The following is a 16111-nucleotide window of genomic DNA, read 5'->3' as shown; positions in this document are numbered from 1 at the left end:
GATCTTCGAGGATGTGCCGATGAGTACGGCGGGCAGTGAGACCGAAGGCCCGGCAGGTGGCACGCCCGGCACCGCGCCCGGCGGCTCTCGTGGCGGCCCGGCGGGCGGCGGGGCGCGCGCGAGACGTCCCGCGCCGCCCAGCGGGCTGATCATCGTGGACAAGCCCGCGGGCTGGACCTCCCACGACGTGGTCGGCAAGATGCGACGCCTGGCGGGCACCCGCCGGGTGGGCCATGCCGGCACGCTCGACCCGATGGCCACCGGAGTGCTGGTGATCGGCGTCGAGAAGGCCACCCGGCTGCTCGGCCATCTGGCGCTCACGGAGAAGGGCTACGACGCCACGATCCGGCTCGGCATGACGACCACCACCGACGACGCCGAGGGCGAGCCGCTCGCCGAGATCCCGGCGGGCCAGGTGACCGACGAGGCGATCCGCAAGGGCGTGGCCGCGCTCACCGGGCCCATCATGCAGGTCCCGCCGCAGGTCAGCGCCATCAAGGTGAACGGCGAGCGCGCCTACAAGCGGGCCAGGGCGGGTGAGGAGGTCGAGCTCCAGGCCCGGCCGGTGACCGTCCACGCGTTCGACGTCACCGCCATCCGGCGTGCGGGCGACGCCGTCGAGTTCGACGCCTCGGTGAGGTGTTCCAGCGGCACCTACATCCGTTCCCTGGCCCGTGACCTCGGGGCGGCGCTCGGCGTCGGCGGCCACCTCACCGCCCTGCGCCGCACGCGCGTCGGCCCGTACGACCTGGCCGGGGCCCGCACCATCGACCAGCTCGCGGAGGACTGCGCCATCCTGCCGATCGCCGAGGCGGTCGCGGCGGCGTTCCCGCGCATGGACGTGCCGGAGGACCAGGCCAAGCTGGTCGCCCACGGCGGCCGGCTGCCCTCGGCGGGCCTCGGGAGCGGGCCGATCGGCGTCTTCGGCCCCGACGGCACCCTGCTGGCCCTGGTCGAGGAGCACGGCAGGACCGCCAAGCCCCTGGCCGTGTTCGTTCCTTAGCGGGGCGCCCTGCCCCGGCGTCTCGGTGTCTGGAAGGGATCCACGATGTCCGGCCTGCCGAACTACCAGTGCTCCTGCGGGCGCTCCTACGCGCCCTCGGCGGAGCGATGGAGGTGCGACTGCGGAGGGCTGCTCGACCTTCCGGCCGGCCCGCTGGTGTGGAATCCCCGGGCGGGGGACCATTCGCTGTGGCGTTACCGGGACGCCATCGCCGTGCCCGGCCGCGAGCTGAGCCTCGGTGAGGGGATGACGCCGCTGGTCGACGCGTCCCTGGACGGGGAGCCCGGCGTGCGTCTCAAGCTGGAGTACGCCTCGCCCACGGGCTCCTTCAAGGACCGGGGCGCGGTCATGCTGGTGGCCCTCGCCCGCCTGCTTGGAGCCTCGCGGCTGGTGGCCGACAGCAGCGGCAACGCCGGGACGGCCGTCGCGGCGTACGCGGCCCGCGCGGGCCTGCCCGCCGAGATCTTCGTGCCGGCCGGCACGAGCGAGAAGAAGCTCCTCCAGATCAGGGGGCACGGCGCCGAGGTGACCGTGGTCGACGGCTCGCGGAAGGACACCGCCGCGGCCGCCGCCGGCCGGGTGGAGGCCACCGGCGCCTTCTATGCCAGCCACGTCTACAACCCCTACTTCTACGAGGGCACCAAGACCTACGCCCTCGAGGTGTTCGAGCAGCTCGGTGGTACCGCTCCCGCGACCTTGGTGCTGCCCGCGGGCAACGGCACGCTGGTGCTCGGCGCCTATCTCGGCTTCGCCGGGCTGCGCGCGGCCGGGCTCGTCGACCGGCTCCCGCGCATCGTGGCCGTCCAGGCCGAGCGGTGCGCCCCGCTCGCCGCGGCGTTCGCGGCGGGCCGTGAGGAGGTGGCACCGGTGGCGCCGGAGCCGACGGTCGCCGAGGGCATCGCCATCGCCGCGCCCGCCCGGGGCGCCCACATGCTGCGGGCCGTCCGCGAGACCGGCGGCACCGTCGTCACCGTGTCGGAGGAGGAGGTGGCGCGCTCCCACGCCTCCCTGGCCGCGCGAGGGCTGTGGGTGGAGCCGACGGGCGCGGTCGCCTACGCCGCCGTGCGCCGGCTGCGCTCCGAAGGCTCCCCGTACGCCGAGGGGGAGATCGTGGCGCCCCTCTGCGGTTCGGGGCTCAAAGCGTCCCTGTGACCGCGGCCGGCGCCCCGCGGCCTGTGGTGTCCAGGCCGGGAAAGCCGCCGGGGAAGGCGTTCCGGCGCCGGACCGGGAACGCCGGGAGCCGGGGGGCGTCGCCCGGCACGGCTCCCGCTGGGCTACCCTCATCCCCGTGCGGGGAAAACCGTCCCGCATGGCAGGCTTGGGTGAGCGTGACCATCAGCACAGGAACGAGGTCGAGGTGCAGGGCTGGCACGGACTCGACGACGTGCCCGGAGACTGGGGCAGGTCCGTCATCACGATCGGGGTGTTCGACGGTGTGCACCAAGGTCATCAGCGCATGGTCGAACGTGCCGTCGCGATGGCGGCGGACCTGGGCCTTTCCTCCGTGGTGATCACTTTCGACCCCCACCCGGACGAGGTGGTCCGGCCGGGCAGCCATCCTCCCCGGCTGACCACGGCGCACCACCGCACCGAGCTGCTGGGCGCGCTGGGCGTCGACGCGGTGTGCGTGCTGCCGTTCACGCTGGAGTTCTCCCGCATGACCCCCGACGAGTTCGTCCAGGCGGTGCTCGTCGACCGGCTGCACGCCGCCGGAGTCGTGGTGGGGGAGAACTTCCGGTTCGGCCACAAGGCGGCGGGCGACGTCGAGACGCTCCGCCAGCTCGGCGAGAAGTACGACTTCGTGGCCGAAGGGGTCCCGCTGGTGAGCGATGGCGAGACGATCTCCTCCAGCCTGATACGCGAGAAGCTCGCGGCGGGTGACGTCGAGGCGGCCTCGGTGGCGCTCGGCCGGCCGCACCGCGTCGAGGGCGTGGTCGTGCGCGGCCACCAGCGCGGCAGGAGCCTCCTGGGCTTCCCCACGGCCAACGTCGAGTCGCCCGCGGGCACCGCCATCCCCGCCGACGGCGTCTACGCGGGCTGGCTGGAGTGCGTCCAGTCGCCTTCCCCGTACGACGGTGACCGGTGGCCGGCGGCGATCTCCATCGGCACCAACCCGACGTTCGAGGGGGTGGAGCGCACCGTCGAGGCCTACGCCCTCGACCGGGACGACCTCGACCTCTACGGGGCCCACGTCGTCGTCGACTTCGCGGTGCGGCTCCGCGACACGCTGAAGTTCGACTCGATCGAGGCGCTGATCGAACAGATGCGCCGCGACGTCGACGAGGCCCGCCGCCTCACGAGCGGCTGAGCGGCGCGAGCGGCGCCCGCTCGCGCATTGAGCCCGCCACCGCCGCGGCGATGGTAGCCTGACGTGTCGGCTCGGTACCGGCGCGCTCCGCGCTGCCCGCCGACCTGTTACGGCGACTGTAGGCACACACGGTCGCTCGTAGGCCTACATCTGGTGTGTGCCCGTAGACAGCAAAAGGAGAGCCGTGTCGCTCGACACCGCCGCCAAGAAGCAGATCATCGACGAGTACGGGACCGGAGACGGTGACACCGGGTCCCCCGAGGTGCAGATCGCGCTGCTGAGCAAGCGCATCGCCGAGCTCACCGAGCACCTCAAGACCCACAAGCACGACCACCACAGCCGCCGAGGGCTGCTGCTGCTGGTCGGCCGTCGCCGCCGCCTGCTCAAGTACCTCATGAGCAAGGACATCACGCGCTATCGCACCCTGATCGAGCGACTCGGTCTCCGCCGATAGTCTGGGAGGGAGTGGCTCCGCGCCGCTCCCTCTCCCATATCAGGGCAAAGGCCTCCCAGATATGGAGGAAGCCGGTCGGCGCGTCTAACGCGACGCGCCCCGCTTCTCAGCAAACTGGCCTCGAGCACGACAACTGAACAGCCGAGAAAGTGCCCCGCGTCCGCACAGCACAGCAACGCGCGTCCCGTGACGCCTGCGGGCCGGTCCTCGGTAGTGGCTTCCGGATGTCGACGGCGAGTACGCCGCACAGCCCGGGTGCTTCGATCGAAGACCGGCGCTGCACATGACGGGGAGCCGGCATAACGGAGCCAGGCACGAGCGAGCCGACCGCGACGAGATACCCGGTCGGCCGGCACGTGCCTGAGCGAGTGCGATGACAGCACGGACGCGGGCGACCGAAGAGGAGGTCCCCCGTGGAGGGTGTCCACAGCACGGAAGCCGTGATCGACAACGGCTCGTTCGGCACGCGTACCATCCGGTTCGAGACCGGCAGGCTCGCGCGCCAGGCGGCAGGAAGCGCCGTCGTCTACCTTGACGACGACACGATGGTCCTGTCCGCCACCACCGCGTCCAAGCATCCCAAGGAGAGCTTGGACTTCTTCCCGCTCACCGTCGATGTCGAGGAGCGGATGTACGCCGCGGGCCGGATCCCCGGCTCGTTCTTCCGCCGTGAGGGCCGGCCGTCCGAGGACGCCATCCTCACCTGCCGCCTGATCGACCGCCCGCTGCGCCCGTCCTTCGTCAAGGGCCTGCGCAACGAGGTGCAGGTCGTGGCGACGATCATGGCGCTCAACCCCGACCACCTGTACGACGTGGTGGCGATCAACGCGGCGAGCCTGTCCACGCAGATCGCGGGCCTGCCGTTCTCCGGCCCGATCGGCGGCGTGCGCGTCGCGCTGATCAACGGCCAGTGGGTCGCGTTCCCGACCCACTCCGAGCTGGAGGGCGCGACGTTCGACATGGTCGTCGCGGGCCGGGTGCTCGAGGACGGCGACGTCGCGATCATGATGGTCGAGGCCGAGTCGACCCGCGACACCCTGAAGCTCGTCGCCGATGGCGCGGTCGCTCCGACCGAGGAGACCGTGGCAGAGGGCCTTGAGGCCGCGAAGCCGTTCATCAAGGTGCTGTGCGAGGCGCAGAACAAGATCGCTCAGGTCGCCGCCAAGGAGACCGCCCAGTACCCGATCTTCCTGGACTACCAGGACGACGTGTACGAGGCCGTCGCCGGGGCCGTGAAGAGCGAGCTCGCGTCCGCGCTCACGATCGCCGGCAAGAAGGAGCGCGAGACCGAGCTCGACCGGGTCAAGGCGCTCGCCCTGGAGAAGCTCGGCCCCGACTTCGAGGGCCGTGAGAAGGAGATCTCCGCGGCGTTCCGCTCGCTGACCAAGAAGCTCATGCGCGAGCGCGTGATCAGCGAGGGCGTCCGCATCGACGGCCGCGGCACCAAGGACATCCGGCAGCTCAGCGCCGAGGTCCAGGTGGTCCCGCGGGTGCACGGTTCGGCCCTGTTCGAGCGCGGCGAGACCCAGATCCTGGGCGTCACCACGCTGAACATGCTGCGCATGGAGCAGATGATCGACACGCTCAACCCTGAGCGCACCAAGCGTTACATGCACAACTACAACTTCCCGCCTTACTCCACCGGTGAGACCGGCCGCGTGGGCTCGCCCAAGCGCCGCGAGATCGGCCACGGCGCGCTCGCCGAGCGGGCGCTCGTGCCGGTGCTGCCGAGCCGCGAGGAGTTCCCGTACGCCATCCGTCAGGTGTCGGAGGCGCTCGGCTCCAACGGCTCGACGAGCATGGGCTCGGTCTGCGCCTCGACCATGGCGCTCCTGGACGCGGGTGTCCCGCTCAAGGAGATGGTCGCGGGCATCGCCATGGGCCTCATCGGCGAGGGCGGCCAGTTCGTCACGCTGACCGACATCCTCGGTGCCGAGGACGCCATGGGCGACATGGACTTCAAGGTCGCCGGCACCCGTGACGTCATCACGGCCCTGCAGCTCGACACCAAGCTCGACGGCATCCCCGCGACGGTCCTGGCCGGCGCGCTCAAGCAGGCCAAGGCGGCGCGCCTGGCGATCCTCGACGTGATGCAGGAGGCGATCGACTCTCCGGCGGAGATGAACCCGACCGCGCCGCGCATCATCACGATCAAGGTCCCGGTCGACAAGATCGGCGAGGTCATCGGCCCGAAGGGCAAGATGATCAACCAGATCCAGGACGACACCGGCGCCGAGATCACGATCGAGGACGACGGCACGATCTACATCGGCGCGACGGACGGCCCTTCGGCCGAGGCCGCGCGGACCACGATCAACTCGATCGCCAACCCGCACATGCCGGAGATCGGCGAGCGCTACCTGGGCACGGTCGTCAAGATCGCCGCGTTCGGCGCGTTCATCAGCCTGCTGCCCGGCAAGGACGGCCTGCTGCACGTCTCCCAGATCCGCAAGCTGCACGGCGGCAAGCGCATCGAGAACGTCGAGGACGTCATGAACGTCGGCGACAAGATCCAGGTGGAGATCGCCGAGATCGACTCGCGCGGCAAGCTGTCCCTGGTCCCGGTCGAGGTCATCGAGAAGGAGGCCACGACCAAGGCCGAGGGCGGCCCCGACGACGAGGACGACTCCGGCGCCGACGCCGAGCCCCGCGAGGAGCGCGGCGAGCGGAGCGACCGCGGCGAGCGTTCCGGCGACCGGCCGCGCCGTTCCCGCACCCGCGGCGGACGGGACGACCGCAACTCGTGACGACCACCACTCTGCACCCCGGCAGGGACGGTGCCGGGGTGGTGCAGCGCACCGTCCTTCCCGGTGGGCTCCGGGTGGTGACCGAGACCATGCCGACCGTGCGTTCCGTCGCGGTCGGCATGTGGGTCGGCATCGGGTCGCGTGACGAGGCCCCCGAGCACACGGGGGCCACCCACTTCCTCGAGCACCTGCTGTTCAAGGGGACCCCCACCCGCGACGCGCTGGAGATCTCGGCGGCGATCGAGGGCATCGGCGGGGAGATCAACGCGTTCACCGCCAAGGAGTACACCTGCTACTACGCGCGGGTGCTCGACGAGGATCTCCCGCTGGCCATCGACGTGCTGGCCGACGTCGTCACCTCCTCTCTGGTCACCGCCGAGGACGTCGAGTCCGAGCGCGGGGTGATCCTCGAGGAGATCGCCATGCACGACGACGACCCCTCGGACGTCGTGCACGAGCAGTTCTCCGCGGAGCTGTACGGCGACACCCCCATCGGGCGGCCCATCCTCGGCTCGGTTGAGTCGATCAACGAGCTGTCGCGTGACCGCATCGCCGAGTACTACCAGCAGTACTACCTCCCGCCGCACACCGTCGTCTCGGTGTGCGGCAACATCACCCACGAGCGGGTGGTGGAGCTGGTGGCCGCCGCCTACCAGCGGGCGGGCGCCCTGGGCGGCACCGCGGCGCCGGTCGCGCCGCGCCTGTCCGGCCCGGGGGCCGAGCCGCGCTCGGGCGTGCGCGTGGTCGACCGGCCGACCGAGCAGGCCAACCTGGTCCTCGGCACCACCGCCTACTCGCGCACCGACGACCGGCGCTTCGCCCTGGGCGTGCTCAACGCGGCCCTCGGCGGGGGCATGTCGTCCCGGCTCTTCCAGGAGATCCGGGAGAAGCGCGGCCTCGCCTACTCTGCGTACAGCTACACGGCCCAGTACGCCGACACCGGCCAGTTCGGCATCTACGTCGGTTGCCTCCCCGCCAAGATCGACGACGTGCTCAAGATCTGCCGCGAGGAGATCGCCCGGGTCGTCGCCGACAGCATCACCGGGGAGGAGATCGAGCGCGGCAAGGGCCAGATGCGCGGCGGTCTCGTCCTCGGCCTGGAGGACACCGGCTCGCGCATGTCGCGCATCGGCAAGAGCGAGCTGGTGTACGACACGCTGATGCCGGTGGACGAGGTGCTGGCCCGCATCGAGGCCGTCACCCCCGGCGAGGTCGACACGGTGGCCAGGGAGATCCTCTCCCAGCCCATGACCCTCGCGGTCATCGGCCCCTACGGCGACAAGGACTTCACCTCCTTCATCGCCTGACCTCTTCCGGTCACATCCGGTGCGCCCCTCGCGAAGGCCCGGGTCCCTCGGGACCCGGGCCTTCGCTTGGCGGTACGCTTGGGCGTCGTGATCAGGGTTGGAGTTCTCGGCGCCCGAGGGCGCGTGGGTGTCGAAGTCTGCAAGGCCGTCGACGCGGCCGGCGACATGGAGCTCGTGGCGGCCGTCGACGCCGGCGATCCCCTCGAGTCGCTGTCCTCCGCCGAGGTGGTGGTCGACTTCACCCACCCCGACGTGGTGATGGACAACCTCAAATGGTGCATCGAGCACGGCGTCCATCCCGTGGTCGGCACCACCGGCTTCGACGCCGGCCGCCTTGCGACCGTGCGCGAATGGCTCGCCGCCAATCCCGGGGTCAACGCTTTGATCGCCCCCAACTTCGGCATCGCCGCCGTGCTGATGATGCACTTCGCCCAGCAGGCCGCGCGCTACTTCGACTCCGTCGAGATCGTCGAGCTGCACCACCCCAACAAGGCCGACGCCCCCTCCGGCACGGCCCGGCGCACGGCAGAGCTGGTCGCCGAGGCGCGGCGCAAGGCCGGGCTCGGCGCCATGCCCGACGCCACCACCTCCGAGCTGGAGGGAGCCCGCGGCGCCGACGTCGACGGCGTGCGCGTCCATGGGGTGCGCCTGGCGGGTCTGATCGCCCACCAGGAGGTGCTGCTCGGCGGCGACGGCGAGATCCTCACCATCCGGCACGACACCATGAGCCGCTCCTCCTTCACCCCCGGCGTCCTCCTCGGCGTCCGCCGCGTCCGCGAGCTCCCCGGCCTCACCGTCGGTCTGGAGCACCTCCTCGACCTGTGACGGCGCCAACGATGCCGGACGCCCCTGAGCGGGCCGTACACCCTCGAGGCGAGCCGACCGGCCCCTGAGGTGAGCTGACACCTTTGACCGGCCCTGGAGGGACCCTGGCGGCCGTAGGGCGTCCGATGCCGGAGCCGGTCGGCTGTCAGAGCACGCGGTCGACGGCGACCGGAGTCCCCATGGGGCTCAGAGGGCGAGACCGATCGTGAAGAGCAGGCCGAAGGCAAGCTGGAGGCGCCCGGTCTGCTGCAACGTGGCGATCAGCGCGCGCCCGTCCGCGCCGCCGCGCACCGCCCGGGCCGGGCCGAGCGCGAGCGGCAGCGCCAGCACGGTGAGCGCCGCGAACGGGCGCACGAAGGCGAGAGCGAGCGCGATGGCGAAGGGCACCAGCAGGCAGCCGACGTAGAGGAGACGGGTGCGCGCGTCGCCGAGCACGACGGCCAGCGTGCGCTTGCCCGCCGGGCAGTCGGTGGCGATGTCCCGCAGGTTGTTCACCACGAGCAGCGCGCACGCCAGCAGCCCCACCGGCACGGCCGCCGCGACCGCGGGCCACGGCAGGCGTTCCAGCTGCACATACGTCGTGCCGGCGACCGCGACGAGGCCGAAGAAGACGAAGACGGAGATCTCCCCGAGAGCGCGGTAGCCGTACGGGCGGGACCCCCCGGTGTAGAACCACGCGGCGGCGATCGCCAGCGCGCCCACGGCCAGCAGCCACCAGGCGCCGGTCACCACGACCAGCGCGAGGCCTGCGACCGCCGCCGCCAGGAAGCACCCGAGCGCGGCGAGCAGTACCGACCGCGGGGCCGCGACGCGCGAGCCGACGAGCCGCAGCGGGCCGACCCGCTCCTCGTCGGTGCCGCGCACGCCGTCGCTGTAGTCGTTGGCGTAGTTGACGCCCACCTGAAGCACCAGCGATACGAACAGGGCCAGCAGAGCCCGCCACCAGACCGCTCCGCCGTACGAGATCGCCACACCCGTACCGACGGCGACGGGAACCACCGCCGCGGGGAGGGTGCGGGGCCGTGCCCCAGCGAGCCACTGAGCGGGTGTCGCCAACGTCGCCTCTTCCACAAGTCCGGCCCTGACCCGCCCCTGCGGTACGCCGCCCGCAGACCAGCCAGGAATTTGCCTAAGAAGGCTATTTCATAGCCCTCCCATGACCACCCGCGCCCCCGCCACCCCAGCCCCTCAGCCCGAGCCGAACGCCTGGTTCCGCATCCGTCCGAGCCGAACCCGGCCCCGCCTTCGGCCGAGCCGAACCTCCGCCTCCGCCCGGGGCTCTCTGCCTGGGCGTGTGGATTGTTCGGTTCAGCTGATGTCGGTGGTGAGGCGGATCATGCGCACGGTGCGGCCCATGTCGAGGATGCGCTCGGCCTCGTCGGGGCCCCAGCCGGCCGAGGTGAGGAAGCCGAGCAGCGCCTTGTCGTCGGCGAAGACCCAGGTGACGACGGTGGCGAAGCCGTCCTCGCGGAGATGGTCGACGGTGGCGTTGAGCAGCCGGCTGCCGTGGCCGCGGCGGGTGTGGTCGGGATCGACCAGCAGGGTGAGCAGCTCGGCGGTGGTCTCGGGCTCGAGGTCGGGATCCTCGGCGGGCGCGTGCGAGGCCAGCCCGACCACGCGCTCGCCGCCCGGCTCGCCATGGCCGGCGGCCAGGGAGGTCAGCGGGTCGTCGGTCTCGACGGCCAGCAGGAGGCGGTGATGGCGCGTGGGGGGCGCCACGATGGCCTCATCCCACTGACGGCTCCACATCTCCTGTGCCGAGGGGCTCGTCATCTGCTCCAGCGGGCCTTCGGGGAGGACATCGCGGTACGCGGTCTTCCACGCCCGGATCTGGGTGGCCGTCACCGCCGGGACGTCCTCGCGCCTCGCCGCGCGCACCCCAACGTCCGACATCTGGCCGCCCCCTTCTCGTCTTGTCCTCACACCGTATCGGGGTTCGCCGCCCACGGTCACACGACGGCTCGTCCCAGCCTGCAGGCCCTTGCCGCCTTCACCGGGCCGCCCTTCCCGTCAGGACCGCCTGGGGTCCCTCCTGTCAGGCCGGGTCGTGGCCTCCTCCGGTCAGGAAGGGCTTTGGTCCCTCCCGTCAGGACGGGCTGTGCCTCCTCCCGTCAGGACGGGGCGGGGGAGTGCTGCTGGCGCCTCGCGCGGTAGGCGCGGGTCTTGGTGCGGTTGCCGCAGACCCGCATCGAGCACCACGACCGCGAGCGGTTCTTGGAGGAGTCGATGAACGCCCACTGGCAGGTGTCCTCGGCACAGACCTTGAGGCGCGGCCACCCGCCGTCGGCGTGCGCCTGGAGGATGGCCGCCGCGAGCAGCCCGATGCCCCTCGTCGCCCCTTTGCCGAGCGGTTCGGACGCGGGGGTCCCGTCCACCAGCGTGACCCGCATCGGCAGCGCGGCGAGCGCCGCGTCCAGCTCGGCGGGCACGGCCGCCGGCAGGGAGCTCCGCGAGCGGCCGTGCCGCAGCACCGAGCGCAGCCCTTCCCGAAGGTTCACCGCGAGGGCCCAGTCGTCGTCCACGGCGCGGTCGGTGTCGGAGATCAGCCGGCGTTCCCGCAGCCAGACGGCCAGCTCGGCGGGGGAGGCCAGCTCGTCGGTGTCTCCTTCGACGTCATAGGTGTTCACGAAGTCGCGGAGCAGTTCCGCCGGCCCGTCCATGTCACCACTGTAGGGCAGTTGCAGGTTGCGCCCGGAATCGCCGCCCTTGCCGTGGACCAGCGGCGATGGACGGCCCTCCTTACGGCGGTCTTCCCATGACCCGGTCGCGCGGGGGCGATGCGGACGGGCTTCCCCGCCGGCCGGCCGTTCATGGGTGGTGGAGGGCTCTTCTACGACGGTTTGCCTGCGAGCTGGGCTTCCAGGACGCCGCCGAGGCGGCGGACGCCCTCGGTGAGCTCGGCGATGTGCGCGGCCGCGATGTGGGTGACCCGGATGTGCGGCGAAGGCTGCTCGGCCGCGTGGTAGATCGCCCCGGGGCTGACGAGCACCCCGGCACGCTGGGCGCGCTCCACCAAGGCGGTCTCGTCGGCCTCGCGCGGAAGCCGTACCCACAGATGGAGCCCGCCCGCGGGGAGGAAAGGGACCCGCACGGCCGGGAGGTGCCGGGCCAGGGCGGTGGCCAGCGCGTCCCGCCGCGTCCCGAGCTCCGCCGTCACCGCCGCCCGGTGGCGGCGCCAGGCAGGGGAGCCGAGGAACTCCAGCGCCGTCTCCTGGAGGGGACGCGCGACGAAGAACGACTCCACGAGCTGAGCGGCGCGCAGCCGCCGCGCCGCGGGGCCTCTGGCGGTCACCGCGGCCACCCGCATGCTCGGCGCCGTGACCTTGCTGAGCGAGTTGACGTGGACGACCGTGCCGTGGGTGTCCATGGTGATCAGCGACGCCGGCACGGCACCCGTGGTGAGGTACCGGGCGTAGTCGTCCTCGATCACGAACGCGCCGGCCGCCCTGGCGACGGCGAGAACCTGCTCGCGGCGCTCGGCCGTGAGGACGGCCCCAGTGGGGTTGTGCAGGGTGGGCTGGCAGTAGAAGACCCGGGCGCCGGTGACGGCGAACGCCTCGGCGAGCAGGTCGGGTCGCACGCCGTCGCCGTCCATGGGTACGGCCACCGTGCGCAGGCCGGCGGCCCGTGCGGCGGCGAGCGCCCCCGGATAGGTAGGGGTCTCCACCAGTGCCGCAGCGCCTGGGGCGGCCAGGGCGCGGAAGGCGTGGGTCAGCGCGGCCTGCCCGCCGCTGACGATGAGGACGTCCGTCTGCGTGACGCCGCCTCCCACCTCGGCCGCGAACCACCGCCGCAGCTCGGTCAGCCCGTTCAACGGAGGCAGAGCCCATGCGTCCGGGCGGCGTACGGCGCGGGTGGCGGCGTTCGCCAGTGCCTTGGACGGGCGCAGGCCCGCGTGGAGGTAGCCGCCCGTGAGCGGGATGACGCCTTCGGGCGGCGGGGTGAGCAGCCCGACGACCGCCGAGTCGTCGACGGACCGGTCTCCCAGGGACACCGTCTGCCAGGACAGGTCGGAAGGGTCGGCGGCCGTCGCGGCGGTGGAGGGCGCGACGAAGGCGCCGCTGCCGGGACGGGTGATCACCTTGCCCTCGGCGGTCAGCGCCGCGAGCGCCCGGGACACCGTGACCGGGCTGACGCCGTACCGCCGGACCAGCTCGCGGCTGGAGGGCAGCCGGTCACCGGGGCGCAGCCTCGCCGCCTCCGCACGCAGGGACGTCGCGACGCGGACGATACTGCTATCGTCATTCATGAGAGATAAGGATAGCGCTACTAGAGTTTCGACAGTAGCGGTCTCGCCCCCGCACAGCCCCGTCCCCGAAGGCCCGGCGCCCGGCGCGCCCCTTCCGTCCGAGGGGGTGGGGGAGCGCTGGCGGGGGACGTTGCTGGCCGGACTCGGGGTGCTGGCCTTCTCCGGTACGTTCCCGGCCACCGCGTTCGCGCTGCGAGGGTTCGACCCCTATCTCGTGGCGGTCGGAAGGGCGGCCGTGGCCGCGCTCGTGGCGGCGGTCTGCCTCCTGGTCGCCGGCGCCCCATTGCTGCCGCCGCGCGCCCACCTGAGGGCGTACGCCGCGATCGCGCTCGGAGTCGTGTTCGGCTTTCCCCTGTTCAGCGGTCTGGCCCTGGCCGCCGGGGCCGGCGTGTCGCACGCGGCCGTCGTCGTCGGGCTGCTGCCCGCCGCCACCGCGGTCTTCGCCGTCCTGCGGGCGGGTGAGCGGCCCCGTCCGCTGTTCTGGGTGGCGAGCGCGGGAGGAGCCGTCTCGGTGACGGTCTTCACGCTGACCAGGGGAGGGGGCCGGTTCGCCGCCGCGGACCTGCTGATGGTGGCGGCGCTACTGTGCGCCGCGGTCGGGTACACAGAGGGAGGCCGGCTCGCCCGGCACACTCCGGGATGGCGGGTGATCTCCCACGCCCTGGTGATCGCGGCTCCGGTCGCCGTGCCGGTCACGGTGCTTCTCGCGCTGACGACACCGCAGCGGCCGACGGTGGACGCGCTGGCGGGGTTCGCCTACGTCGCGCTGGTCTCGATGTTCCTGGGGTTCATCCCGTGGTACGCGGGTCTGGCTCGGGGCGGCATCGCCCGCGCCGGTCAGACGCAGCTGCTCCAGCCGCTGCTGGCGCTGCTTCTGGCATGGCTGCTGCTTTCGGAGTCGCTGGAGGTGGCCACGGTCACCGGTGCGCTGGCCGTCCTCCTCTGCGTCGCCGCCACCCAGCGCGCCCGCTAGTGGGGAGCGGCCTCAAGGCGGTGCTGAACCTGGTCGTGCGGCCTCGGGCGCGTCTCCGGAAGAGGGCGGCGCGGGTCGTCAGGCGCCCAGGGGGACGGAGTAGACGAGGCGGAAGCGGTCGCCGGGGACGACGATGTCGCTGGTCTCGAGCGGGCGGTCGCCGGACCAGTGGGTGCGCTCGACGTGGAGGACGTGCACGCCGGTGGGCAGGTCGAGCAGGTCGCTCTCGGCCGGCTCGGGGACGCGGGTGTGCACGCTCTCGCGGATGTCGGTGATCTTGATGCCGGCGGCGGACATGCGGGCGAGGAGGCTCTTGCGCCCGTTGGTGCCCTCTTCGGGGAAGAACTGGGCGCGGCCGAGCTCGGCGGGCTCGTAGGAGGTCGCGAGCTGCATCGGCTTGCCGTCGGTGCGGAAGACGTAGCGCGTGCGGATGACGGTGTCGGCTTCGTCGAGCCGGAGCCGCCGGGCGATCTCGCGCCCGGCCTTGACCGGCTCGCTGCGCCAGTCCCAGGTGGCGCGGTGGCCGCCGGCCTGCATGTCGGCGGCGAACGGGGCGTCGTGGTCGATGTTGCGGCACCGCTGCAGCGGATAGAGCACGGACTTCTCGCGGACGTAGTGTCCCGAGCCGACCTTGCCGATTATCAGGCCCTCGGCGGCGAGCACGCGCAGCGCGTGCCTGGCGGCGGTCTCGCCGACGCGGAAACGCTGGGTGAGTTGCGCGCGGGACGGGATCGGCGCGCCCGGCGGGAGGGTGCCGTCGGCTATCTGCGCCCGCAGCTCTTCGACCACACGGAGGTACACCGGGTCGTTGCCAGTCATCCGTCCATCCTCACGGCGTCCGAGATCGTTTCCCTATCTTGCCGTAATCGGAGGACAACTAGGAGTAATGAAGAACACTTGGAGTCCCAACTTTACGAAACGTGATTCTGCTGTTACATCCAGTGGCGGACGGTCGTGAAAACCCTGTGGCGCAGCCGAGGCTATGCCCGCCACCTGCGCGGACGCGGGCCGGGAGATCCGGGAGCCCGTCCGGCGGGCGTCGCCGGAACCCCCGCCGGCGCCGACCATGCGGACGATCGGAAAATTCTTCTCAGAACCGTGTAACGCCCCCGTAAGTGGGGTCGATTGCACGGATAGAGGTCGTCGATGTGTGTACCCCCGAGCACATATCGGCGGCCTCTATCCATCTCCGGCCCCCTGCTCCGCAAAGCGGTATACACCTGGATCGACCATCGCGCTCGAACGAACCGGGGTGGCGGGGTCCACCGTCTTCGCGGATCCAGGTACCGTTCCGTCTATGGCATCGCCAACAGGAACCTCCGACGCGCCCTTCGGACGCATGCTGACCGCCATGGTCACGCCGTTCACCGCCGACGGCGCCGTGGACACCGAAGGTGTCCAGCGCCTGGCCACCTACCTCGTTGACGAACAACGCAACGCCGGCATCGTCGTGAACGGCACGACGGGAGAGTCTCCCACCACCAGCGATGCCGAGAAAGAGCTCATCCTGCGCGCGGTGCTCGAGGCGGTCGGCGACCGGGCCACCGTCGTGGCGGGCGCCGGCACCAACGACACCCGCCACTCGGCCGAGCTCGCCAGGGCCGCCGAGCGCGCCGGGGCCCACGGCCTGCTCGTGGTCACGCCCTACTACAACAAGCCTCCCCAGGAAGGCCTCTACCGCCACTTCACGGCGCTGGCGGACTCCACGGGCCTGCCCGTCATGCTGTACGACATCCCCGGGCGCACGGGCACGCCGATCGCCACGGAGACGCTGGTGCGACTTGGCGCGCATCCGCGTATCGTTGCGGTGAAGGACGCCAAGGGCGACCTCTTCGCGGCCTCCCAGGTGATGGCCTCCACCGACCTGGTCTTCTACTCGGGGGACGACGCGGTCAACCTTCCCTGGCTCTCGGTCGGCGGCGCCGGCTTCGTCAGCGTGGTGGGCCACGTGGTGGGCGCCGAGCTGGCCTCCATGATCCAGCTTTTCCGGTCGGGCCACGTGGAGGGCGCGCGTTCGGTGCACCAGCGCCTGCTGCCCGTCGTGACCGGCATCATGAACCGCACCCAGGGCGTGATCATGGCCAAGGCGGCGCTCGGCCTGCTCGGCAGGCCGGTCGGCCCGGTGCGCCCGCCCCTGGTCGACGCCACCGAGGAGCAGCTCGCGGTCCTGCGCGAGGACCTGGTGGCGGGCGGCGTGAAGTTGTCCGACTGACGTGCCCGCGTGTCGCGACCGACACGCGAAGAT

At 71.9% G+C, this 16111-nt stretch carries 14 protein-coding genes; 9 read left to right on the top strand and 5 right to left on the bottom strand.

Translation table 11 applies throughout. From position 1 onward, the window contains the following. The first annotated feature begins 19 nt into the window (after positions 1-19). The 7 genes from truB to dapB all read left to right on the top strand — a co-directional run bounded on the left by truB (position 20) and on the right by dapB (position 8644). Entirely contained in the window at positions 20-1003 is a 984-nt protein-coding gene (gene truB / locus MYF83_RS12060; RefSeq protein WP_248960350.1) for a tRNA pseudouridine(55) synthase TruB, read from the top strand. 45 nt (positions 1004-1048) lie between these two features. After that, positions 1049-2155, top strand: coding sequence for a threonine synthase (locus tag MYF83_RS12055; protein WP_248960349.1), 1107 nt, complete (start codon positions 1049-1051; stop codon positions 2153-2155). Between the two features lie 205 nt (positions 2156-2360). Then, positions 2361-3311, top strand: a complete 951-nt coding sequence (locus MYF83_RS12050; protein WP_248960434.1) for a bifunctional riboflavin kinase/FAD synthetase — start codon at positions 2361-2363, stop codon at positions 3309-3311. 184 nt (positions 3312-3495) lie between these two features. Further along, positions 3496-3765 (top strand): 30S ribosomal protein S15, encoded by a 270-nt coding sequence (gene rpsO / locus MYF83_RS12045; protein ID WP_248960348.1) that lies wholly within the window; start codon positions 3496-3498, stop codon positions 3763-3765. Between the two features lie 413 nt (positions 3766-4178). Beyond that, positions 4179-6512, top strand: coding sequence for a polyribonucleotide nucleotidyltransferase (locus MYF83_RS12040; RefSeq protein WP_248960347.1), 2334 nt, complete (start codon positions 4179-4181; stop codon positions 6510-6512). Beyond that, the gene (locus MYF83_RS12035; RefSeq protein ID WP_248960346.1) at positions 6509-7819 is read left to right on the top strand and encodes a M16 family metallopeptidase; all 1311 of its coding nucleotides are present in this window, start codon (positions 6509-6511) and stop codon (positions 7817-7819) included. The genes MYF83_RS12040 and MYF83_RS12035 overlap by 4 nt, the downstream gene beginning before the upstream one ends. An 87-nt stretch (positions 7820-7906) precedes the next feature. Next, positions 7907-8644, top strand: a complete 738-nt coding sequence (gene dapB, locus MYF83_RS12030) for a 4-hydroxy-tetrahydrodipicolinate reductase (protein ID WP_248960345.1) — start codon at positions 7907-7909, stop codon at positions 8642-8644. Between the two features lie 186 nt (positions 8645-8830). Here dapB and MYF83_RS12025 read toward each other — a convergent pair whose 3' ends face one another. The 4 genes from MYF83_RS12025 to MYF83_RS12010 all read right to left on the bottom strand — a co-directional run bounded on the left by MYF83_RS12025 (position 8831) and on the right by MYF83_RS12010 (position 12893). Next, positions 8831-9700, bottom strand: a complete 870-nt coding sequence (locus tag MYF83_RS12025) for a 1,4-dihydroxy-2-naphthoate polyprenyltransferase (protein ID WP_248960344.1) — start codon at positions 9698-9700, stop codon at positions 8831-8833. Between the two features lie 252 nt (positions 9701-9952). Beyond that, positions 9953-10537, bottom strand: a complete 585-nt coding sequence (locus MYF83_RS12020; RefSeq protein ID WP_248960343.1) for a GNAT family N-acetyltransferase — start codon at positions 10535-10537, stop codon at positions 9953-9955. Between the two features lie 218 nt (positions 10538-10755). Next, entirely contained in the window at positions 10756-11304 is a 549-nt protein-coding gene (locus MYF83_RS12015) for a CGNR zinc finger domain-containing protein (protein WP_248960342.1), read from the bottom strand. Positions 11305-11474: 170 nt separating this feature from the next. Further along, a complete protein-coding gene (locus MYF83_RS12010; RefSeq protein ID WP_248960341.1) occupies positions 11475-12893 on the bottom strand; it encodes an aminotransferase-like domain-containing protein in 1419 nt (472 codons plus the stop codon). Between the two features lie 130 nt (positions 12894-13023). On the opposite strand from MYF83_RS12010, the gene MYF83_RS12005 reads away from it, so the two are divergent. After that, positions 13024-13866, top strand: a complete 843-nt coding sequence (locus tag MYF83_RS12005) for a DMT family transporter (protein ID WP_248960340.1) — start codon at positions 13024-13026, stop codon at positions 13864-13866. 78 nt (positions 13867-13944) lie between these two features. Here MYF83_RS12005 and MYF83_RS12000 read toward each other — a convergent pair whose 3' ends face one another. Then, positions 13945-14685, bottom strand: a complete 741-nt coding sequence (locus tag MYF83_RS12000) for a GntR family transcriptional regulator (RefSeq protein WP_248960339.1) — start codon at positions 14683-14685, stop codon at positions 13945-13947. 478 nt (positions 14686-15163) lie between these two features. Between MYF83_RS12000 and dapA the strand changes: the two genes are divergently transcribed. Beyond that, positions 15164-16078, top strand: a complete 915-nt coding sequence (gene dapA / locus MYF83_RS11995; protein WP_248960338.1) for a 4-hydroxy-tetrahydrodipicolinate synthase — start codon at positions 15164-15166, stop codon at positions 16076-16078. The last annotated feature ends 33 nt before the right edge of the window (positions 16079-16111 follow it).

This window comes from Sphaerisporangium perillae, assembly GCF_023276435.1.
Lineage (GTDB): Bacteria > Actinomycetota > Actinomycetes > Streptosporangiales > Streptosporangiaceae > Sphaerisporangium > Sphaerisporangium perillae.
Note: the sequence above shows the minus strand (reverse complement) of the source record. Positions and strands in the feature narration are given on the sequence as shown.